Source organism: Streptomyces sp. S186 (assembly GCF_051603415.1).
Lineage (GTDB): Bacteria > Actinomycetota > Actinomycetes > Streptomycetales > Streptomycetaceae > Streptomyces.
Map to the genome: position 1 here is coordinate 6,746,760 of NZ_CP193932.1, position 21,734 is coordinate 6,768,493.

Here is a 21,734-nt window from a genome sequence, read left to right on the forward strand (position 1 = left end):
ACGGACCCCTGGCCGCGCGGCAGTCATGGCCATGGGCTCGATACCATGGCATCCCGGCCGCTTCGAGGCCCTGGGGTCCGTACCCGCATGAGGAGTGCCCTTGCCAGACGAGGCCCAGCCGCTCTCCCCCGGACCGCGTCCGACGGGAAGCCCCGCCGTGCGTGCGGACGAGCCGAAGCCGCGGTCCGCGGCTTCCTCCGACGCGCCGAAGCCCGAGCGGCAGGGCGCGGCCGACGGCACCGCCGCGCCCACCGCGCCCCAGGCCCCCGCCGGCCGGTCCCGCCCGACCCCCGTGCAGCCGCCGGCCAAGCCGCTGCCGACCGCTCCCGGCGGCCGCTCCGGCTCGCCGAACCGCGTCCGGGCCCGGCTGGCCCGTCTCGGCGTCCAGCGCTCCAGCCCGTACAACCCCGTCCTGGAGCCGCTGCTGCGGGCCGTCCGCAGCAACGACCCCAAGATCGAGACGGCCACGCTGCGCCAGGTCGAGCGGGCCTACCAGGTCGCCGAGCGCTGGCACCGCGGCCAGAAGCGCAAGAGCGGCGACCCGTACATCACCCACCCGCTCGCCGTCACCACCATCCTCGCCGAGCTCGGCATGGACCCGGCGACGCTGATGGCCGGGCTGCTGCACGACACCGTCGAGGACACCGAGTACGGCCTCGACACCCTGCGCCGGGACTTCGGCGACCAGGTCGCGCTGCTCGTCGACGGCGTCACCAAGCTGGACAAGGTCAAGTTCGGTGAGGCCGCGCAGGCCGAGACGGTCCGCAAGATGGTCGTCGCCATGGCCAAGGACCCGCGCGTCCTGGTCATCAAGCTCGCCGACCGGCTCCACAACATGCGCACCATGCGCTACCTCAAGCGGGAGAAGCAGGAGAAGAAGGCCCGCGAGACCCTGGAGATCTACGCCCCGCTGGCGCACCGGCTGGGCATGAACACCATCAAGTGGGAGCTGGAGGACCTCGCCTTCGCGATCCTCTACCCCAAGATGTACGACGAGATCGTCCGGCTGGTCGCCGAGCGCGCGCCCAAGCGGGACGAGTACCTCGCGATAGTGACCGACGAGGTCCAGGCCGACCTGCGGGCCGCCCGCATCAAGGCCACCGTCACCGGCCGCCCCAAGCACTACTACAGCGTCTACCAGAAGATGATCGTGCGCGGCCGCGACTTCGCCGAGATCTACGACCTGGTGGGCATCCGCGTCCTCGTCGACACCGTCCGGGACTGCTACGCGGCCCTGGGCACCATCCACGCGCGGTGGAATCCGGTCCCCGGCCGGTTCAAGGACTACATCGCGATGCCCAAGTTCAACATGTACCAGTCGCTGCACACGACGGTGATCGGCCCCAACGGCAAGCCCGTTGAGCTCCAGATCCGCACCTTCGACATGCACCGGCGCGCCGAGTACGGCATCGCCGCGCACTGGAAGTACAAGCAGGAGGCGGTCGCCGGCGCCTCCAAGGTGCGCACCGACGCGCCCAAGGGCACCGGCAAGGGCGCCGGCCAGGACACCGTCAACGACATGGCCTGGCTGCGGCAGTTGCTGGACTGGCAGAAGGAGACCGAGGACCCGGGCGAGTTCCTGGAATCGCTGCGCTTCGACCTCTCGCGCAACGAGGTCTTCGTCTTCACGCCCAAGGGCGATGTGATAGCGCTGCCGGCCGGCGCCACCCCGGTCGACTTCGCCTACGCGGTGCACACCGAGGTCGGCCACCGCACGATAGGGGCGCGGGTCAACGGCCGCCTCGTCCCGCTCGAATCGACCCTGGACAACGGCGACTTGGTGGAGGTCTTCACCTCCAAGGCGCCCGGCGCGGGCCCGTCCCGCGACTGGCTGAGCTTCGTGAAGTCACCGCGCGCCCGCAACAAGATCCGCGCGTGGTTCTCCAAGGAGCGCCGCGACGAGGCCATCGAGCAGGGCAAGGACGCCATCGCCCGCGCGATGCGCAAGCAGAACCTCCCGATCCAGCGGATCCTGACCGGCGACTCCCTGGTCACCCTCGCGCACGAGATGCGCTACCCGGACATCTCCTCGCTCTACGCCGCCATCGGCGAGGGCCATGTCGCCGCGCAGGGCGTCGTCCAGAAGCTGGTGCAGGCGCTCGGCGGGCAGGACGAGGCCACCGAGGACATCGCCGAGTCGACGCCGATCCGGCCGCGCTCCAAGCGCCGCTCCAGCGCCGACCCGGGCGTGGTCGTCAAGGGCGTGGACGATGTGTGGGTCAAGCTCGCCCGCTGCTGTACGCCGGTGCCGGGCGACCCCATCATCGGCTTCGTCACCCGCGGCAGCGGCGTCTCGGTGCACCGCGCCGACTGCGTCAACGTGGACTCGCTCTCCCGCCAGCCGGAGCGGATCCTGGAGGTCGAGTGGGCGCCGACCCAGTCGTCGGTCTTCCTCGTCGCGATCCAGGTGGAGGCGCTGGACCGTTCCCGGCTGCTGTCGGACGTCACCCGCGTCCTCTCCGACCAGCACGTCAACATCCTCTCCGCGGCCGTGCAGACCTCCCGCGACCGGGTCGCCACCTCCCGCTTCACCTTCGAGATGGGCGATCCCAAGCACCTGGGCCACGTCCTGAAGGCGGTCCGGGGCGTCGAGGGCGTCTACGACGTCTACCGTGTGACGTCGGCCCGCCGGCCCTGAGCGCACCGGCACACGGGAACGGCCCGCCGGGAATACCCGGCGGGCCGTTCCGTACGGCACTTCAGCCGCTCATCGGCTCAGGCACAGAGACTCAACCGCCGAACTCCTCAAGCCCCTTCAGCGCCTGGTCCAGCAGCGCCTTGCGGCCCTCGAGCTCACGGCCGAGCTTGTCGGCCTTGGCGGTGTTGCCGGCCGCCCGGGCCTGGTCGATCTGCTTCTGGAGCTTGTCGACGGCGTCCTGGAGCTGACCGGTCAGCCCTGCGGCGCGCGCCCGCGCCTCGGGGTTGGTCCGCCGCCACTCGGCCTCCTCGGCGTCCTGGATGGCCCGCTCGACGGCGTGCATCCGGCCCTCGATCTTGGGGCGGGCGTCCCGCGGCACATGGCCGATGGCCTCCCACCGCTCGTTGATCCCCCGGAACGCGGCCCGGGCCGTCTTCAGGTCGGTGACCGGGAGCAGCTTCTCCGCCTCGGCGGCCAGCTCCTCCTTGCGGGTCAGGTTCTCCCGCTGCTCGGCGTCGCGCTCCGCGAAGACCTCGCCGCGCGCCTGGAAGAAGACGTCCTGGGCGCCGCGGAAACGGTTCCACAGGTCGTCCTCGTGCTCGCGCTGGGCGCGGCCGGCGGCCTTCCACTCCTGCATCAGCTCGCGGTAGCGGGCGGCGGTGGCCCCCCAGTCCGTGGAGCCGGACAGCGACTCGGCCTCGGCGACCAGCTTCTCCTTGGCCTTGCGGGACTCCTCGCGCTGCGCGTCCAGCGAGGCGAAGTGCGCCTTGCGCCGCTTGGAGAACGCCGACCGGGCGTGCGAGAAGCGGTGCCACAGCTCGTCGTCGGTCTTGCGGTCCAGCCGCGGCAGGCCCTTCCAGGTGTCCACCAGCGACCGCAGCCGCTCGCCGGCCGCCCGCCACTGCTCGCTGCCCGCCAGCTCCTCGGCCTCGGCGACCAGCTTCTCCTTGGCCTGCCGGGCCTCGTCGGTCTGCCGGGCCTTGGCCGCCCTGCGCTCCTCGCGCCGCGACTCGACCACACCGACCAGCGTGTCCAGCCGCTTGCCCAGCGCCTCCAGATCGCCCACCGCGTGGTGTTCGTCGACCTGCCGGCGCAGGTGGTCGATGGCGGTCTGGGCGTCCTTCGCCGAGAGGTCGGTGGTCCTGATCCGCCGTTCCAGGAGGTCGATCTCGACGACCAGGCCCTCATACTTGCGCTCGAAGTAGGCGAGGGCCTCTTCGGGAGTGCCCGCCTGCCACGATCCGACGACCTGCTCGCCGTCGGCGGTACGCACGTACACGGTCCCCGTCTCATCGACGCGGCCCCATGGGTCGCTGCTCACAGCGCCTCCTCCACATGATGCCGGCCCGGGCCCGCGGCCCCCGGCATCGTCCACAGTTTCTGTCCGGCGGGCAGCGCCCGGCCGGTCCGACGGGCTGACTTGCGGTGCGGGTGGCAGGCCGTCGGAGCAGGCACCCTACACAACGCCAATCTAGGCGACCGGCGGTCGGCTGTCCGCATCCAGCACGACCGAAATTGCAGCGAGGACGACCGGATGCGCCCCCTCCCGGCCACCGCCGATCAGGATTTCCCGACCGTTGCCGCGTTGATGACGACGGTGGCGTTCGGAGCGGTGTTGCCGGATTCCGGTTCGGGGTGCGAACCGGCCTCGGCGATCTTCTTCAGCACGTCCATCCCACCGGTGATCCGGCCGAACGGCGTGTAGTTCGGGGGCAGCTGGCTGTCCTGGTAGACGAGGAAGAACTGACTGCCGCCGGAGTTGCGGGTCTTGGGGTCCTTGCCGTCGTAGCGGTTGGCCATCGCGACCGTGCCCGCCGGATACACCTCGCCCTTGAGCCGGGGGTCCTTGAGGTTCTCGTCGGGGAGGGTGTAGCCGGGCGTGCCCGCGCCGGTGCCCTTCGGGTCGCCGCACTGCAGGACGTAGATGCGCTGGTCGACCAGGCGGTGGCAGCGGCTGTGGTCGAAGTAGCCCTGGCCCGCCAGGAAGGCGAAGGAGTTGACGGTGTGCGGCGCCCTGGCCGCGTCCATGGTGAACGTGATCTGCCCGCAGGTGGTGGCCAGCCGGGCGGTGTACGACGCCGAGGTGTCGATCGTCATCGCCGGCTCCTTGGGCCAGGTCTTCGTCGACGGTGTGCCCTTGGCGGGGCGGGCGCACGGGTCGGCCGGCGAGGGCGAGGCCGCGGCGTCGGTGCGGTCCTGCCCGCCGCCGATGAGCGTGACCGAGGCGTAGGCGGTGGCGCCCGCGGCCAGGGCGACGGCCACGGCGCCCGCGACGATCACGTTGCGGCGCTTGGTCCGCCGCCTGGACTCGGCCCGCCGCTGCTGCTGGCGCGCGTACTTCTGCCGGGCGAGCTCGCGTCGCCGCCGGTCCTTGCTGACCACCGGTCGTCTCCTTTGGTCCTGAGCGTCGATTTGTCCGGAGCGTCGATCGCTGCCGTCGGGCCCTGTCCGTCGCACCTCCCGCCCGCCGCCGGTCCTGCGGGCGGGCGGCCGGAGTCCGGTGACAGGGCCCGGCCGTGGCCGTACCGTATACGGGTTCGCCCTGCCGGGAGTCCCGCCGGTAGGCTCTGGAGCTGCCGAGATGTTCCGGGCGCGGCCCCCGCAGGCCGCCCCCGCCGATCTTTAAGGACGAACGTGCTGATTGCCGGGTTCCCCGCCGGGGCCTGGGGCACCAACTGCTATCTGGTCGCCCCCGCCGCCGGCGAGGAGTGCGTGATCATCGACCCGGGCCACCAGGCGGCCCCGGGAGTCGAGGACGCGCTCAGGAAGCATCGGCTCAAGCCCGTCGCGGTGGTCCTCACCCACGGCCACATCGACCACGTCGCGTCCGTCGTCCCGGTGTGCGGTGCGCACGACGTCCCCGCCTGGATCCACCCCGAGGACCGCTACATGATGAGCGACCCGGAGAAGGCCCTCGGCCGCTCCATCGGTCAGCGGCTCATGGGCGAGCTGACCGTGGGCGAGCCGGACGACGTCAAGGACCTGGCCGACGGCGGCGTCCTGGAGCTGGCCGGGCTGGAGTTCTCGGTCGCGCACGCCCCGGGCCATACCAAGGGGTCGGTGACCTTCCGGATGCCCGAACAGGCCGACATTCCCTCGGTCTTCTTCTCGGGCGACCTGCTGTTCGCCGGCTCCATCGGACGCACCGACATGCCGGGCGGCGACCACGCCGAGATCCTCAAGTCGCTGGCACGCGTGTGCCTGCCGCTGGAGGACTCCACCGTCGTCCTGTCCGGCCACGGCCCCCAGACCACCATCGGCCGCGAACGCGCCACCAACCCCTTCCTCCGGCAGGTGGCCGCCGGCCTCGGAGACGGCACCCCGACCGCCGCTCCGCGACGAGGATTGTGACGAGAACCTTCCGTGAGCACCTTTCAGGCACCCAAGGGCACCTACGACCTGATCCCGCCGAACTCCGCGACGTACCTCGCGGTGCGCGAGGCGATCGCCGCACCGCTGAAGAACTCCGGCTACGGCTACGTCGAGACGCCCGGCTTCGAGAACGTCGAGCTGTTCGCCCGCGGTGTCGGTGAGTCCACCGACATCGTCACCAAGGAGATGTACGCCTTCGAGACCAAGGGCGGCGACAAGCTCGCGCTGCGCCCCGAGGGCACCGCCTCCGTCCTGCGCGCCGCGCTGGAGGCCAACCTCCACAAGGGCGGCAACCTCCCCGTCAAGCTCTGGTACTCCGGCTCGTACTACCGCTACGAGCGCCCGCAGAAGGGCCGCTACCGGCACTTCTCGCAGGTCGGTGCCGAGGCGATCGGCGCCGAGGACCCGGCGCTGGACGCCGAGCTGATCATCCTGGCCCACCAGGCGTACCGCTCGCTGGGCCTGCGCGACTTCCGCATCCTGCTGAACTCGCTCGGCGACAAGGAGTGCCGCCCCGTCTACCGTGCCGCGCTCCAGGAGTTCCTGCGCGGGCTGCGGCTGGACGAGGACACCCGCCGCCGGATCGAGATCAACCCGCTGCGGGTCCTGGACGACAAGCGCGAGGCCGTCCAGGAGCAGCTGATCGGCGCGCCGATGCTGCGCGACTACCTCTGCGAGGCGTGCAAGACCTACCACGAGCAGGTCCGCGAGCTGCTGACCGCGGCGGGCGTGGCCTACGAGGACGACCCGAAGCTGGTCCGCGGCCTGGACTACTACACCCGCACCACCTTCGAGTTCGTCCACGACGGCCTGGGCTCGCAGTCCGCGGTGGGCGGCGGCGGCCGCTACGACGGCCTGTCGGAGATGATCGGCGGCCCAGCGCTGCCGTCCGTCGGCTGGGCGCTGGGCGTGGACCGCACGGTGCTGGCCCTGGAGGCCGAGGGCGTCACCCTCGACATCCCGGCCGCCACTTCCGTCTACGCCGTCCCGCTCGGCGAGGAGGCCCGCCGGGTGCTGTTCGGCAAGGTCACCGAGCTGCGACTGGCCGGCGTCGCCACGGACTTCGCCTTCGGCGGCAAGGGCCTGAAGAACGCCATGAAGTCCGCCAACCGCTCCGGTGCGCGACTGGCCCTGGTGGCCGGCGAACGGGATCTGGCCGAGGGCGTGGTCCAGCTCAAGGACCTGGCGAGTGGCGAGCAGACCCCGGTCGCGCTGGACGCGGTGGTCGAGGAGGTCCGGCGGGCGCTGGGCTGAGCCGGACGCGGCAGAACCTCCAGGGGCCCGGACGGCAGCGCGCCGTCCGGGCCCCCTCGCGTCAAGGCCGGTACGCGGAATCACCCCGTACCGGTCCACAGCACCCCGGGTTCACAGGGAGGTGCGGCACAATGAAGGACGCGGCCGGTTCCGCCGGCCGACCGACACCTTCTCCGGGACCGACGGAACGGCCATATGACGACGACAGCGCTTGACGACGTGTCCACCGACGACGACCGCGCGAGCGCCGCGCAGCCCACCGGCTCCGGTCGCGCCCTCGCCCTGCTCCTGGTGATCACCGGCGCACTCGGCGGACTGGCCTCCTGGGTCATCACCCTGGACAAGTTCGAGCTGCTGAAGGACCCGAACTTCAAGCCGGCGTGCAGCCTCAACCCGATCATCTCCTGCGGCAGCGTGATGCAGAGCAAGCAGGCGGAGGTCTTCGGCTTCCCGAACCCGATGGCCGGACTGGTCGGCTTCGGGGTGGTCGTCGCGATCGGCATGGCCCTGCTGGCCGGCGCCCGGTTCCGCCGCTGGTACTGGCTCGGCCTCAACGCCGGCACCGGTCTCGCCGCGGTCTTCTGCATGTGGCTGATGACCCAGTCGCTCTACGACATCAACGCGCTCTGCCTGTGGTGCACGCTGACCTGGTGCGCCGTGATCCTGATGTTCTGGTACACCACCGTGCACAACCTCAAGCACGGGTTCATCCCGGCGCCCCGGGCGCTGCGCAGCGCGGTACTGGAGTTCCACTGGGTCGTCCCGGTGCTCTGGTACGGCGTGATCGCGCTGCTGATCCTGACCCGCTGGTGGTCGTACTGGAGCAGCCTGATCTGAGCCCCGGAGCCGTCCCGGACCTGTCCGGATCGCTCCCCCGCCCCGGACCGCCGACCTCGGCGGCCGGGGCGTTGTCAGTGGGGTGGCATAGGCTCCGTAGACGTGGAGCCCGACCTGTTCACCGCCGCCGCGGAAGCCCGTCAGGAGAAGGACCCCGCGGGGTCCCCTCTCGCCGTTCGCATGCGCCCCCGCACCCTCGACGAAGTCGTCGGCCAGCAGCACCTGCTCAAGCCCGGCTCGCCGCTGCGGCGGTTGGTGGGGGAGGGCGCCGGAGGTCCCGCGGGGCCGTCGTCGGTCTTCCTGTGGGGCCCGCCCGGCATCGGCAAGACGACCCTGGCGTACGTCGTCAGCCAGGCGACCAACAAGCGCTTCGTCGAGCTCTCCGCGATCACGGCCGGCGTCAAGGAGGTCCGCGCGGTCATCGACGGCGCCCGCCGCGCCTCGGGCGGCTACGGCAAGGAGACCGTCCTCTTCCTCGACGAGATCCACCGCTTCAGCAAGGCCCAGCAGGACTCCCTGCTGCCCGCGGTGGAGAACCGCTGGGTCACGCTGATCGCCGCCACCACCGAGAACCCGTACTTCTCGGTGATCTCCCCGCTGCTCTCCCGCTCCCTGCTGCTGACGCTCGAACCGCTCACCGACGACGACCTGCGCGGCCTGCTGCACCGGGCGCTGACCGACGAGCGGGGCCTGGGCGGGGCGGTCGCCCTCCCCGAGGACACCGAGTCCCATCTGCTGCGGATCGCGGGCGGCGACGCCCGCCGGGCGCTGACGGCCCTGGAGGCCGGCGCCGGCTCCGCGCTGGCCAAGGGGGAGAAGGAGATCACCCTGCGGACGCTGGAGGAGTCGGTCGACCGCGCGGCGGTGAAGTACGACCGGGCCGGCGACCAGCACTACGACGTCGCCAGCGCGCTGATCAAGTCCATCCGCGGTTCCGACGTGGACGCCGCGCTGCACTATCTGGCGCGGATGATCGAGGCGGGGGAGGACCCCCGGTTCATCGCCCGCCGGCTGATGATCTCGGCGAGCGAGGACATCGGCCTGGCCGACCCGTCGGCGCTGCAGACGGCGGTGGCGGCCGCCCAGGCGGTGGCGCTGATCGGCTTCCCCGAGGCCCGGATCACGCTGAGCCAGGCCACCATCGCGCTCGCCCTCGCCCCGAAGTCGAACGCCGCGTATCTGGCGATAGACGCCGCGCTGGCGGACGTCCGTGCCGGCAAGGCCGGGCCGGTGCCCCCGCATCTGCGCGACGGCCACTACCAGGGCGCCCAGAAGCTGGGCCACGGCAAGGGCTACCAGTACCCGCACGACCTGCCGGGCGGTATCGCGGCCCAGCAGTACGCCCCCGACGCGGTGCACGGCACGCGCTATTACGCCCCCACCCGGCACGGCGCCGAGGCACGCTACGCCGATGTCGCCGAGCGGGTCCGGGCCCGGCTGCGCGGCGAGAACGGCGACTGACCGGCGATTGACCGGCCGTCGCCGGGCGGCGGGCGCCGCGGCGGGTCAGCCGGTCGCGGCCTCGAAGAGGACGTGCATCGCCCGGCGCAGCTCGGCGACGTCCCGGACGGGCTCGGGGAAGTCGAAGCGGGCGTCGAAGGTCCGCCGGACGCCGTCCGTCCCACCGTCCCCCTGGGGCCCGTCCCCGGTGCCCCGGACGAAGCGGACCCGCAGCCCGAAGCGGTCCAGGCCCACCGGCACCGCCTGACCGCGCAGCCCGCAGACCTCTTCGCCGCGCTCGCCGAGCAGCCCGCACAGCCCCCGGACCTGCGCGGAGTGGGCGGCGTGCAGGTGCTGGAGCAGCTCCGCCTCGTGGGAGACCAGCGGGTCGGGCGCCGCGGCGGCGAACTCCTCCGGTTCGAAGGACTCCGCGCCCCACAGGTCGTCCACCGCGCCCTCGCCGACCTCCAGGCGCAGCAGCATCCAGGCGGGCCGCCCGTACTGGCCCGGCACGGGGTCCGGCGCCAGTGCCTCGCCGATGCCCAGCAGCTCGCCGACCGGGTGCCGCTCGGCGAGCAGCATCGCGGCCCGGGCCCGCTGCTCGTTGCGTACGGGGGTGAGCCAGCCGGCGACCCAGGCGCGGCCGCGGACGCGGTGGGGCACCGCGACCGGTGCCACATCCGTGATCTCCATCACGGCGGGCAGGTCGTCGTCCTGGGCGTGTGCGGCGGCCCGGGCGGCCGCCGAGTCCCCAGGAACCAGCAGCAGCACGTCTCCTTCGGGAGTCACGGTCCGGCAGACGGGAGCCGAGAGGCCGGTCTCGTCCGGATCCTCGACTCCGGGGATGTCCAGCGACGCCATACCATGGGACTCGACGAGAGTTCGTACGCGCTCAGCCGCCGAGGGCCGCTGGGCGTCTTCCACGGGACGCGGCTGACCCGTCCCGGTGCGGTCGGCGCCGGGCAGGGGGATCCCAGGTCGAAACATGCGTTCTCCTCGCGCTAAGGTAAGCCTCACCTAACTTACATGGAGGAACGTTCCACGTGAACCAGTCGCGTCCCAAGGTCAAGAAGTCCCGTGCGCTCGGCATCGCGCTGACGCCGAAGGCCGTCAAGTACTTCGAGGCCCGTCCCTACCCGCCCGGCGAGCACGGCCGTGGCCGCAAGCAGAACAGTGACTACAAGGTCCGGCTGCTGGAGAAGCAGCGTCTGCGCGCTCAGTACGACATCAGCGAGCGCCAGATGGTCCGTGCCTACGACCGCGCTCGGAAGGTCGAAGGCAAGACGGGCGAGGCCCTGATCGTCGAGCTTGAGCGCCGTCTGGACGCGCTCGTCCTGCGTTCGGGCCTGGCCCGGACCATCTACCAGGCCCGCCAGATGGTCGTCCACGGCCACATCTCGGTCAACGACCGCAAGGTCGACAAGCCGTCCTTCCGCGTCCGCCCCGGCGACGTGGTGATGGTCCGCGAGCGCAGCCGTGACAAGCACCCCTTCCAGGTGGCCCGCGAGGGTGGCTACGCCCCCGACGGCGAGACCCCGCGCTACCTGGAGGTCAACCTCCAGGCCCTGGCGTTCCGCCTGGACCGGGACCCCAACCGCAAGGAGATCCCGGTGATCTGCGACGAGCAGCTCGTCGTCGAGTACTACGCCCGCTGATCCACCGGGCCGGTGCTTTTCCGGGCGGAAATCCCCGGCTCCCGGCCGGCCGCAGCCGAAGTAACGACCAACTGCCGGACGGCGGCGCTGAGTTCCCCGGCCGGCACCCCCGCCCTCCCCACGGAGCGCACGCGCACCGGCACGGACCGTAGAATCGGCCGCCCGGTGCCGCGGGACGGAACGGCAACGCGGTACGGACGGACAGTCACGGCGCGATAAGGTCAAGGTTGCCGTTCGAGCAGGACGAGACCAGACCAGAGCAGACCAGTCGGAGAGTGGTGCCAGCGTGTCCGGTGGAGAGGTGGCCGGGATCCTCGTGGCCGTCTTCTGGGCGATCCTCGTGTCGTTCCTCGCCCTCGTGCTGGTGAGGCTCGCGCAGACCCTCAGAGCGACCACCAAGATGGTGACCGAGGTGACCGAGCAGGCCGTGCCGCTCCTCGCCGGCGCCTCCGAGACCGTCCGCTCCGCGCACAGCCAACTCGCCCGCGTCGACGCCATCGCCGCCGACGTCCAGGAGGTCACCGCCAACGCCTCCGCGCTCTCCTCGACCGTCTCCTCCGCCTTCGGCGGGCCGCTGGTCAAGGTCGCCGCGTTCGGCTACGGCGTGCGCCGCGCGATCGGCAGGAAGGGCCTGCCCGAGCCGGACCGCACCGTCATCGTCGGCCGCACCCTGCCCGGCGCCCGCCGCGGCGGGCGCCGCTCCCGTCGCTCCAAGGACTGATCACCGCGATGTTCCGCCGCGCATTCTGGTTCACCACCGGCGCCGCCGCCGGGGTGTGGGCCACCAACAAGGTTCACCGAAAGCTGCGCAAGCTGCAGCCCGACAGCCTCGCCGCCCAGGCAGCGGACAAGGCCGTCGAGACCGGACACCGGCTGCGCCAATTTGCATTGGACGTACGGGCCGGAATGTCGGACCGTGAAGAGCAACTGCACGACGCGCTCGGGCTCGCGGAGCCCGCCGAGGTGCGAGAGCTGCCCGCGCCGCGCCGTGCGGTGCAACAGGTGCAGCAGACGTCCTACCGAACCACGAGAACCCCCGGACTGACCGGACCGACCGGAAATGAGGACCACTGATGGAGTCGGCTGAAATCCGCCGCCGCTGGCTGCGCTTCTTCGAAGAGCGCGGGCACACCGTCGTGCCGTCGGCGTCGCTCGTCGCGGACGACCCGACCCTGCTGCTGGTCAACGCGGGCATGGTCCCCTTCAAGCCGTACTTCCTCGGCGAGGTCAAGGCCCCCTTCAAGACCGCCACCAGCGTCCAGAAGTGCGTCCGCACGCCGGACATCGAAGAGGTCGGCAAGACCACCCGGCACGGCACGTTCTTCCAGATGTGCGGCAACTTCTCCTTCGGCGACTACTTCAAGGAAGGCGCCATCAAGTACGCCTGGGAGCTGCTGACGTCTCCCGTGGCGGACGGCGGCTACGGCCTGGAGCCGGAGAAGCTCTGGATCACCGTCTACCTCGACGACGATGAGGCCGAGCGCATCTGGCACGAGGTCGTCGGCGTGCCCAAGGAGCGCATCCAGCGCCTGGGCAAGAAGGAGAACTACTGGTCCATGGGCGTCCCGGGCCCCTGCGGCCCGTGCTCGGAGATCAACTACGACCGCGGCCCCGAGTTCGGCGTCGAGGGCGGCCCGGCCGTCAACGACGAGCGCTACGTGGAGATCTGGAACCTGGTCTTCATGCAGTACGAGCGCGGCGCGGGCCTCGGCAAGGAGGACTTCGAGATCCTCGGCGAGCTGCCGTCGAAGAACATCGACACCGGCCTCGGCCTGGAACGCCTCGCCATGATCCTCCAGGGCGTCCACAACATGTACGAGACCGACACCCTGCGCGTCGTGATCGACAAGGCCGGCGAGCTCACCGGCGTCCGCTACGGCGCCGCCGGCGACTCCGACGTCTCGCTGCGCGTGGTCGCCGACCACATGCGCACCTCCACCATGCTCATCGGCGACGGCGTCACCCCCGGCAACGAGGGCCGCGGCTACGTCCTGCGCCGCATCATGCGCCGCGCCATCCGCAACATGCGGCTGCTGGGCGCCACCGGCCCGGTCGTCGCCGACCTCATCGACGTCGTCATCAGGACGATGGGCCAGCAGTACCCGGAGCTGATCGCGGACCGCAGCCGGATCGAGACGGTCGCTCTCGCCGAGGAGGCCGCCTTCCTCAAGACCCTCAAGGCCGGCACCAACATCCTCGACACCGCCGTCACCGAGACCAAGGCCGGCGGCGGCACGGTGCTCCCCGGCGACAAGGCGTTCCTGCTCCACGACACCTGGGGCTTCCCGATCGACCTCACCCTCGAAATGGCCGCCGAGCAGGGCCTCTCGGTGGACGAGGACGGCTTCCGGCGCCTGATGAAGGAGCAGCGCGAGCGCGCCAAGGCCGACGCCCAGGCCAAGAAGCACGGCCACGCCGACATGTCGGCCTACCGCGAGATCGCCGACACCGCCGGCGCCTCGGTCTTCACCGGCTACACCGACACCGAGGGCGAGTCCACCGTCGTCGGCCTGGTGGTCAACGGCTCCTCGGCCCCGGCCGCCCACGAGGGCGACGAGGTCGAGGTCGTGCTGGACCGCACGCCGTTCTACGCCGAGGGCGGCGGCCAGCTCGCCGACACCGGCCGCATCAAGCTCGACAACGGCGCCGTCGTCGAGGTGCGCGACGTCCAGCAGCCGGTTCCCGGCGTCCTCGTCCACAAGGGCGCGGTGCAGGTCGGCGAGGTGGTGCTCGGCGCCGCCGCGTTCGCCGTCATCGACGTCCAGCGCCGCCGGGCCATCGCCCGCGCGCACAGCGCCACCCACCTCACCCACCAGGCACTGCGCGACGCCCTGGGGCCGACGGCCGCCCAGGCCGGTTCGGAGAACTCCCCGGGCCGCTTCCGCTTCGACTTCGGCTCGCCGACCGCCGTGCCCGGCTCGGTCCTCACCGACGTCGAGCAGAAGATCAACGACGTGCTCGCCCGCGAACTCGACGTGCACGCCGAGGTCATGAGCATGGACGAGGCCAAGAAGCAGGGCGCCATCGCCGAGTTCGGCGAGAAGTACGGCGAGCGGGTCCGCGTGGTGACCATCGGCGACTTCTCCAAGGAGCTGTGCGGCGGTACGCACGTCCACAACACCGCCCAGCTGGGCCTGGTGAAGCTGCTCGGCGAGTCCTCCATCGGCTCCGGCGTGCGCCGGGTCGAGGCCCTGGTCGGCGTGGACGCCTACCGGTTCCTGGCCCGTGAGCACACCGTCGTCTCGCAGCTCACCGAGCTGGTCAAGGGCCGCCCGGAGGAGCTGCCGGAGAAGATCTCCGGTGTCCTGGCCAAGCTGAAGGACGCCGAGAAGGAGATCGAGAAGTTCCGCGCCGAGAAGGTCCTGCAGGCCGCGGCCGGGCTGGCCGACGGCGCCCAGGACGTCCGTGGCGTGGCCCTGGTCGCCGATCGGGTCCAGGACGGCACCTCCGCCGACGACCTGCGCAAGCTGGTCCTCGACGTGCGCGGCCGGATCCAGGGCGACCGCCCCGTCGTGGTGGCCCTGTTCACCGTGGCGAACGGCCGCCCGCTGACCGTCATCGCCACCAACGAGGCCGCCCGCGAGCGCGGCATCAAGGCCGGCGACCTGGTCCGTACCGCCGCCAAGACGCTCGGCGGCGGTGGCGGCGGCAAGCCGGACGTCGCTCAGGGCGGCGGGCAGAACCCCGCCGCGGTGCCCGAGGCCGTCGAGGCCGTCCGGCGCCTGGTGTCCGAGGCGGCCTGAGGGACGTGAGCGAGATGCGACGCGGCCGCCGCATCGCCGTGGATGTCGGGGACGCCCGGATCGGGGTCGCCTCGTGCGACCCCGACGGGGTCCTCGCCACCCCCGTCGAGACCGTGCCGGGGCGGGACGTCCCGGCGGCGCACCGGCGGCTGAAGGCGATCGTCGAGGAGTACGAGCCGCTCGAAGTCGTGGTCGGCCTGCCCCGCTCCCTCAGCGGGGGAGAGGGGCCGGCTGCGGCCAAGGTCCGCGCCTTCGCCCGCGAACTGGCCCGGAACATCGCCCCCGTCGGGGTCCGGCTGGTCGACGAGCGGATGTCGACGGTGACCGCGACTCACGGACTCCGGGCCTCCGGCGTCCGCAGCAAGAAGGGCCGCTCGGTGGTCGACCAGGCCGCCGCGGTGGTCATCCTCCAGAGCGCCCTGGAAACCGAACGGACCTCCGGCCGCCCGCCCGGGGAGCCCGTCGAAGTGGTCATCTGATCGCGGTACGGTAACGTTCCGCGCGTTGTGGCAGCGGTTCGAACAGCCGCGCGTGCAAGTAGAGGCGGAACGGTACGTCAGGCGCGGCCCGGATGGAGCGCCCCGCCTCTCGGCTCTAGGGGATCGATGACCGAGTATGGCCGGGGCTACGGCTCCGAACCGTGGCATCCCGACGACCCGCTCTACGGAGACCGGGGTTCGTACGGAGGCCAGGCGCAGCAGCCGCAGTGGGCGGGGCAGCAGCCCACCGGGTATCCCCAGGAGCAGTACCCCCAGCAGCAGTTTCCTCAGCAGCCGCACCCGCACCAGCAGCAGTACCCGGCGGGTCACGGTGGCTGGGACGGCACGCAGCAGCCGGGCGGCCGGCCGGCGTACGACCCGTACGACCCCTACGGGCAGCAGCCGCCGGCCGACCCGTACCAGCACCCGGGCCAGGACTACCCGGCCCCGCACCCTGCCGGCCAGAACTACCCCGGGCACGAGTACTACGGCGCCCAGGACGGCTACGGATTCCAGGAGACCCAGCAGCTGCCCGCCCAGCCGCCGCCCCCGCAGCACGGGATGCCGGAGCAGGCGGCGGACCCGCACGCCCCGCAGTACGGGCAGCCCCCGCATCCGCGGGGCCCCGGCCCGCAGCAGCATCCGCAGGCCGGCCCGCCCTACGACGATCCGGCCGCCGCGGGCGACGACTGGCGGGCGGCGCAGGACGCCGGCGAGCCGGAACCGCGCGCACCGGAGCGGGACCACCCGTTCTTCGCCGACGACCCGGACGCCGAGGACGCCGGCCGCGACGACGAGGACGACCGGCCGTCCGGCCGTGAGGGCCGGGGCCGCAACAAGAAGAACAAGAAGAACAAGCGGCGCACCGGCTCCGCCTGCCTGATCGCGACCCTGGCCCTGATCGGCGTCGTCGGCGGCGTCGGCTACTTCGGCTACGACTTCATCAAGGCCCGCTTCGGATCGGCGCCCGACTACGAGGGCGAGGGCTCCGGCGACGTGCAGGTGGAGATCCCGGACGGGGTGCCGATCTCCCAGATGGGCACGATCCTCGCCCGCGACGGCGTGATCAAGAGCGCCGGCGCGTTCACCGAGGCCGCCGCCGCGGACGACAAGAAGTCGCGCAGCCTCCAGCCCGGGACGTACACGCTGCGCAAGCAGATGTCGGCGGCCGCCGCCCTCGACCTCATGCTGGATCCCAAGAGCCGCAACGGCCTGACGGTCCGGGAGGGGCTGCGGGCCGACGGCGTCTACGAGCTGATCGACCAGAAGCTCAAGCTCAAGGCGGGCACCACCAAGGACGTCGCCAAGAGCCAGGCCAGGAATCTCGGCCTGCCGTCCTGGGCCGCGAACTCCCCGAAGATCAAGGACCCGCTGGAGGGCTTCCTCTACCCCTCGACGTACAGCGTCGGCGATCACGCCAAACCCGCGGACGTGCTCCGGCAGATGGTGTCGCGGGCGACCCAGGAATACCAGAAGTACGATCTCGCGGCGAACGCCACGAAATTCCACCTGGATTCCCCGCTCCAGCTCCTCACCGTCGCCAGCCTCACCCAGGCCGAGGGCCGGACGCACGACGACTTCCGCAAGATGGCCGCGGTCGTCTACAACCGGCTGGCCCCGACCAACACGGACACGAACCAGAAGCTGGAATTCGACTCGACGTTCAACTACCTCAAGAAGCAGAGCAAGATCAATATCGGTACCAAGGAGATCCGGAGCTACGACGACCCCTACAACACCTACTTCTACAAGGGGTTGCCGCCCGGTCCGATCGGGAATCCCGGCGCGGAGGCACTGAAGGCGGCCGTCGATCCGGACAATTCCCAGAAGTGGCTCTACTTCATCTCGCTGGACAACAAGACGACGACCTTCACCACCAATCTCACCGATCACATGAAGCTCGTCCGGGAATTCAACAAGCGGCAGCAAGAGCAGAAGTAGAACGGAAACCAAAGGCCAGCCCGTGTCCCACAGCTCTGACAACAAGAAGGCGGCGGTCCTCGGGTCGCCCATTGCCCACTCCCTCTCGCCGGTACTGCACCGCGCCGCCTACGCCGAACTCGGGCTGACCGGCTGGGAGTACGGCCGCCACGAGGTCGACGAGGCCGCGCTCCCCGGCTTCCTGGAGAAGCTCGGGCCGGAGTGGGCCGGGCTGTCGCTGACCATGCCGCTCAAGCGCGCGGTGATCCCGCTGCTGGACGAGATCAGCCCCACCGCGGCCTCGGTCGAGGCGGTCAACACCGTCGTCTTCACCGCCGACGGGCGCCGGCGCGGCGACAACACCGACATCCCCGGCATGCTCGCCGCGCTGCGCGAACGCGGCGTCGAGCGGGTCGAGCGGGCCGCCGTCCTCGGCGCCGGCGCCACCGCCTCCTCCGCGCTGGCCGCGCTCGCCCGGATCTGCACCGGCGAGGTCACCGCGTACGTCCGCAGCGCGGCCCGCGCCGACGAGATGCGTGGCTGGGGCGAACGGCTCGGCGTCGCGGTCCGCACCGCCCCCTGGGACGACGCCGCCGCGGCCTTCGAGGCGCCCCTGGTCGTCGCCACCACCCCGGCGGGCAGCACCGACCCGCTCGCCGCCGCCGTCCCCGACCGCCCCGGCACCCTCTTCGACGTGCTCTACGAGCCCTGGCCGACCGCGCTGGCCGCCGCCTGGGCCGGCCGCGGCGGCGCCGTCGTCGGCGGCCTGGACCTCCTGGTCCACCAGGCCGTCCTCCAGGTCGAGCAGATGACCGGCCGGGCGCCGGCGCCGCTGGCCGCGATGCGCCGGGCCGGCGAGGCGGCGCTCGCGGCCCGCTGAGGGACCCGGGCCGCCCGCTGGGCGGTCCCTTCGGTCCGCACCCTGGACTCCGCGCCGCGCGGCCGGCCCGACGTGGGAGGATCAGAGGAGACCGTACGCGGATGAGCAGCACATGAGCAGTACTGAGGAGCACCGTTGAGCAGGTTGCGCTGGCTGACGGCGGGGGAGTCGCACGGCCCCGCACTCGTGGCGACGCTGGAGGGCCTTCCCGCCGGCGTGCCGATCACCACGGAGATGGTGGCGGACGCCCTGGCCCGCCGCCGGCTCGGCTATGGCCGCGGTGCCCGGATGAAGTTCGAGCGGGACGAGGTCACCTTCCTCGGCGGCGTCCGGCACGGCCGGTCGCTGGGCTCGCCCGTCGCGATCATGGTCGGCAACACCGAGTGGCCCAAGTGGGAGCAGGTCATGGCCGCCGACCCGGTCGACGAGGCGGTGCTGGCCGAGCTGGCCCGCAACGCCCCGCTGACCCGCCCCCGCCCCGGCCACGCCGACCTCGCCGGCATGCAGAAGTACGGCTTCGACGAGGCCCGCCCGATCCTGGAGCGCGCCTCCGCCCGCGAGACCGCCGCCCGGGTCGCCCTGGGCACCGTCGCCCGCTCCTTCCTCAAGGAGACGGCCGGTATCGAGATCGTCTCGCACGTCGTCGAGCTGGCCTCGGCCAAGGCCCCCTACGGCGTCCACCCCAAGCCCTCCGACGTGGAGAAGCTGGACGCCGACCCGGTGCGCTGCCTGGACGCCGACGCGTCGAAGGCGATGGTCGCCGAGATCGACCAGGCCCACAAGGACGGCGACACGCTCGGCGGCGTCGTCGAGGTACTGGCCTACGGCGTGCCCGTCGGCCTCGGCTCGCACGTCCACTGGGACCGCCGTCTGGACGCCCGGCTGGCCGCCGCCCTGATGGGCATCCAGGCCATCAAGGGCGTCGAGGTCGGCGACGGCTTCGACCTGGCGCGGGTCCCCGGTTCGAAGGCACACGACGAGATCGTGGCCACCGAGGACGGCATCAAGCGCACCTCGGGCCGTTCCGGCGGCACCGAGGGCGGCCTGACCACCGGTGAACTCCTGCGCGTGCGGGCCGCGATGAAGCCGATCGCTACCGTGCCGCGGGCGCTGGCGACGATCGACGTCACCACCGGCGAGGCCGCCAAGGCGCACCACCAGCGCTCCGACGTCTGCGCGGTCCCGGCCGCCGGCATCGTCGCCGAGGCGATGGTGGCGCTGGTGCTGGCCGACGCGGTGGTGGAGAAGTTCGGCGGCGACAGCGTGCCGGAGACCCGCCGCAACGTCCAGGGCTACCTCGACAACCTGGCGATCAAGTGACCGCGCCGGTCGTCGTACTGGTCGGCCCGCCCGGCGCCGGCAAGTCCACCGTGGGCGCGCTGCTGGCCGGGCGGCTGGGCGTCGGCTACCGCGACACCGACGCCGACATCGTCGCCACCGCCGGCAAGCCGATCGCCGAGATCTTCATCGAGGACGGCGAGCCGCACTTCCGCGAGCTGGAGCGGGCGGCGGTCCGCACCGCCCTCGACGGCCACCCGGGGGTGCTCTCCCTCGGCGGCGGCGCGGTCATGGACGACGGCACCCGGAAGTTGCTCACCGGCCTGCCGGTGGTCTTCCTGGACGTCGAACTCGCCGACGCCGTCAAGCGGGTGGGCCTGGACGCGCCCCGCCCGCTGCTCGCGGTCAACCCGCGCAAGCAGTGGCGCGAGCTGATGGAGCGGCGCCGCCCGCTCTACACCGAGGTCGCACGGGCGGTGATCGCCACCGGGGGCCGCACCCCCGAGGACGTCACCGACGCGATCATGGACGCTTTGGAGCTACGGCCGGCCGCGGACCCCGCGCACCCCGCCGGCAGGGAGGAACAGGCATGACGGAGCACGCCACCCGCATCCAGGTCGGCGGCACCGCCGGCACCGACCCGTACGAGGTCCTCGTCGGGCGGCAGCTGCTGGGCGAACTCCCCGCTCTGATCGGCACGTCGGCCCAGCGCGTCGCGGTGCTGCACCCCGAGGCGCTGGCAGCCACCGGCGAGGCGCTGCGCGCGGACCTCGCCGACCAGGGCTACGAGGCGATCGCCATCCAGCTGCCCAACGCCGAGGAGGCCAAGACCGCCGAGGTCGCCGCCTACTGCTGGAAGGCGCTCGGCCAGACCGGCTTCACCCGCACCGACGTGATCGTCGGCGTGGGCGGCGGCGCCACCACCGACCTGGCCGGCTTCGTCGCCGCGACCTGGCTGCGCGGGGTGCGCTGGATCGCCGTCCCGACCACCGTCCTGGGCATGGTGGACGCCGCGGTCGGCGGCAAGACCGGCATCAACACCGCCGAGGGCAAGAACCTCGTCGGCGCCTTCCACCCGCCGGCCGGGGTGCTCTGCGACCTCGCCGCGCTGGACACCCTCCCGGTCCACGACTACGTCTCCGGGCTCGCCGAGGTCATCAAGGCCGGCTTCATCGCCGACCCGGCGATCCTCGACCTGATCGAGTCCGACCCCGAGGCCGCCAAGCGGCCCGACGGCCCGCACACCACCGAGCTGATCGTGCGGGCGATCAGGGTCAAGGCCGAGGTGGTCTCCGCCGACCTCAAGGAGTCCGGCCTGCGGGAGATCCTCAACTACGGCCACACCCTGGCCCACGCCATCGAGAAGAACGAGCGCTACAACTGGCGGCACGGCGCCGCCGTCTCCGTCGGCATGGTCTTCGCCGCCGAACTCGGCCGGATCGCCGGCCGGCTGGACGACGCCACCGCCGACCGGCACCGCGCCGTCCTCTCCGCCGTCGGACTGCCGCTGACCTACCGCGGCGACCAGTGGCCCAAGCTGCTGGAGACGATGAAGGTCGACAAGAAGTCCCGCGGCGACCGGCTGCGCTTCATCGTCCTGGACGGCCTGGCCAAGCCGGCCGTCATGGAGAGCCCCGACCCGGCGATGCTGCTCGCCGCGCACGCGGAGATCGCCGCATGACCGCGGCAGCGCGCCGGGTGCTGGTCCTCAACGGCCCCAACCTCGGCCGGCTGGGCTCCCGCGAGCCCGACGTCTACGGCGCCACCTCCTACGCCGGGCTGGTCGCCGAGTGCGCCCGGCTCGGCCGGGAGCTGGGCCTGGACGCCGAGGTGCGGGAGACCAACGACGAGGGCGAGATGGTCCGTTGGCTGCACGAGGCCGCCGACGGCGCCGTCCCGGTCGTCATCAACCCCGGTGCGTTCACGCACTACTCCTACGCGATGCGGGACGCGGCCGCCCAGCGCACCGCCCCGCTGATCGAGGTGCACATCTCCAACCCGTACGCCCGCGAGGAGTTCCGCCACACCTCGGTCATCGCGGCGGTCGCCAGCGGCACCGTCGCCGGCTTCGGCATCGGCTCCTACCGCCTCGCGCTGCGCGCCCTGGCCGAGGAACTGAACGGCTGACCCGCGCGCCGTCCACCCGCCCGTACCCTCGGCCGTTCATACGACGGACGGCCGGGGTAGGGAAACCTCCCGGCAGCCGCCGGGGGTACGGTTCACCGCAGCACCACCCGG

General features: G+C 72.0%; 19 protein-coding genes. 16 read left to right on the top strand and 3 right to left on the bottom strand.

What is annotated here, in order from left to right:
* Positions 1-100: 100 nt before the first annotated feature.
* Complete coding sequence (locus tag ACRAS8_RS29140; RefSeq protein ID WP_438488962.1) at positions 101-2,638, top strand: RelA/SpoT family protein; 2,538 nt, start codon at positions 101-103, stop codon at positions 2,636-2,638.
* A gap of 91 nt (positions 2,639-2,729) precedes the next feature.
* Here ACRAS8_RS29140 and ACRAS8_RS29145 read toward each other — a convergent pair whose 3' ends face one another.
* Both ACRAS8_RS29145 and ACRAS8_RS29150 read right to left on the bottom strand, forming a co-directional pair.
* Entirely contained in the window at positions 2,730-3,959 is a 1,230-nt protein-coding gene (locus ACRAS8_RS29145; protein ID WP_438488963.1) for a DUF349 domain-containing protein, read from the bottom strand.
* Positions 3,960-4,198: 239 nt separating this feature from the next.
* Entirely contained in the window at positions 4,199-5,020 is an 822-nt protein-coding gene (locus ACRAS8_RS29150; RefSeq protein WP_438488964.1) for a peptidylprolyl isomerase, read from the bottom strand.
* 252 nt (positions 5,021-5,272) lie between these two features.
* Here ACRAS8_RS29150 and ACRAS8_RS29155 point away from each other — a divergent pair, with 252 nt between their 5' ends.
* The 4 genes from ACRAS8_RS29155 to ACRAS8_RS29170 all read left to right on the top strand — a co-directional run bounded on the left by ACRAS8_RS29155 (position 5,273) and on the right by ACRAS8_RS29170 (position 9,562).
* Entirely contained in the window at positions 5,273-5,989 is a 717-nt protein-coding gene (locus tag ACRAS8_RS29155) for an MBL fold metallo-hydrolase (RefSeq protein ID WP_438488965.1), read from the top strand.
* A 12-nt stretch (positions 5,990-6,001) separates the two neighbouring features.
* Positions 6,002-7,264 (top strand): histidine--tRNA ligase, encoded by a 1,263-nt coding sequence (gene hisS, locus ACRAS8_RS29160; RefSeq protein ID WP_438488966.1) that lies wholly within the window; start codon positions 6,002-6,004, stop codon positions 7,262-7,264.
* A gap of 195 nt (positions 7,265-7,459) precedes the next feature.
* Positions 7,460-8,101 carry a vitamin K epoxide reductase family protein gene (locus tag ACRAS8_RS29165; RefSeq protein ID WP_438488967.1) on the top strand — a complete coding sequence of 214 codons (642 nt, stop codon included), beginning with the start codon at positions 7,460-7,462 and terminating at the stop codon, positions 8,099-8,101.
* A 102-nt stretch (positions 8,102-8,203) separates the two neighbouring features.
* Positions 8,204-9,562, top strand: coding sequence for a replication-associated recombination protein A (locus ACRAS8_RS29170; RefSeq protein ID WP_438488968.1), 1,359 nt, complete (start codon positions 8,204-8,206; stop codon positions 9,560-9,562).
* A 45-nt stretch (positions 9,563-9,607) separates the two neighbouring features.
* On the opposite strand, the gene ACRAS8_RS29175 is transcribed toward ACRAS8_RS29170, so the two are convergent.
* Complete coding sequence (locus tag ACRAS8_RS29175) at positions 9,608-10,402, bottom strand: DUF2470 domain-containing protein (protein WP_438490628.1); 795 nt, start codon at positions 10,400-10,402, stop codon at positions 9,608-9,610.
* A gap of 182 nt (positions 10,403-10,584) precedes the next feature.
* Between ACRAS8_RS29175 and rpsD the strand changes: the two genes are divergently transcribed.
* The 11 genes from rpsD to aroQ all read left to right on the top strand — a co-directional run bounded on the left by rpsD (position 10,585) and on the right by aroQ (position 21,623).
* The gene (gene rpsD, locus ACRAS8_RS29180) at positions 10,585-11,196 is read left to right on the top strand and encodes a 30S ribosomal protein S4 (protein WP_018539819.1); all 612 of its coding nucleotides are present in this window, start codon (positions 10,585-10,587) and stop codon (positions 11,194-11,196) included.
* A gap of 301 nt (positions 11,197-11,497) precedes the next feature.
* Positions 11,498-11,917 carry a DUF948 domain-containing protein gene (locus tag ACRAS8_RS29185; protein WP_438490629.1) on the top strand — a complete coding sequence of 140 codons (420 nt, stop codon included), beginning with the start codon at positions 11,498-11,500 and terminating at the stop codon, positions 11,915-11,917.
* Between the two features lie 8 nt (positions 11,918-11,925).
* Complete coding sequence (locus tag ACRAS8_RS29190) at positions 11,926-12,270, top strand: DUF6167 family protein (RefSeq protein WP_438488969.1); 345 nt, start codon at positions 11,926-11,928, stop codon at positions 12,268-12,270.
* Positions 12,270-14,939, top strand: coding sequence for an alanine--tRNA ligase (gene alaS, locus ACRAS8_RS29195; RefSeq protein ID WP_438488970.1), 2,670 nt, complete (start codon positions 12,270-12,272; stop codon positions 14,937-14,939). The genes ACRAS8_RS29190 and alaS overlap by 1 nt, the downstream gene beginning before the upstream one ends.
* 14 nt (positions 14,940-14,953) lie before the next feature.
* Positions 14,954-15,418, top strand: a complete 465-nt coding sequence (ruvX, locus tag ACRAS8_RS29200) for a Holliday junction resolvase RuvX (protein ID WP_438490630.1) — start codon at positions 14,954-14,956, stop codon at positions 15,416-15,418.
* Positions 15,419-15,544: 126 nt separating this feature from the next.
* Positions 15,545-17,359 carry an endolytic transglycosylase MltG gene (mltG, locus tag ACRAS8_RS29205; protein ID WP_438488971.1) on the top strand — a complete coding sequence of 605 codons (1,815 nt, stop codon included), beginning with the start codon at positions 15,545-15,547 and terminating at the stop codon, positions 17,357-17,359.
* 22 nt (positions 17,360-17,381) lie between these two features.
* The gene (locus ACRAS8_RS29210) at positions 17,382-18,218 is read left to right on the top strand and encodes a shikimate dehydrogenase (protein ID WP_438488972.1); all 837 of its coding nucleotides are present in this window, start codon (positions 17,382-17,384) and stop codon (positions 18,216-18,218) included.
* A gap of 135 nt (positions 18,219-18,353) precedes the next feature.
* Positions 18,354-19,538, top strand: coding sequence for a chorismate synthase (gene aroC / locus ACRAS8_RS29215; protein ID WP_438488973.1), 1,185 nt, complete (start codon positions 18,354-18,356; stop codon positions 19,536-19,538).
* Positions 19,535-20,089 (top strand): shikimate kinase, encoded by a 555-nt coding sequence (locus tag ACRAS8_RS29220; RefSeq protein WP_438488974.1) that lies wholly within the window; start codon positions 19,535-19,537, stop codon positions 20,087-20,089. The genes aroC and ACRAS8_RS29220 overlap by 4 nt, the downstream gene beginning before the upstream one ends.
* Entirely contained in the window at positions 20,086-21,177 is a 1,092-nt protein-coding gene (aroB, locus tag ACRAS8_RS29225) for a 3-dehydroquinate synthase (RefSeq protein WP_438488975.1), read from the top strand. Before ACRAS8_RS29220 ends, aroB begins: the two co-directional genes overlap by 4 nt.
* Entirely contained in the window at positions 21,174-21,623 is a 450-nt protein-coding gene (gene aroQ / locus ACRAS8_RS29230) for a type II 3-dehydroquinate dehydratase (protein ID WP_018539829.1), read from the top strand. Before aroB ends, aroQ begins: the two co-directional genes overlap by 4 nt.
* Positions 21,624-21,734: the final 111 nt, after the last annotated feature.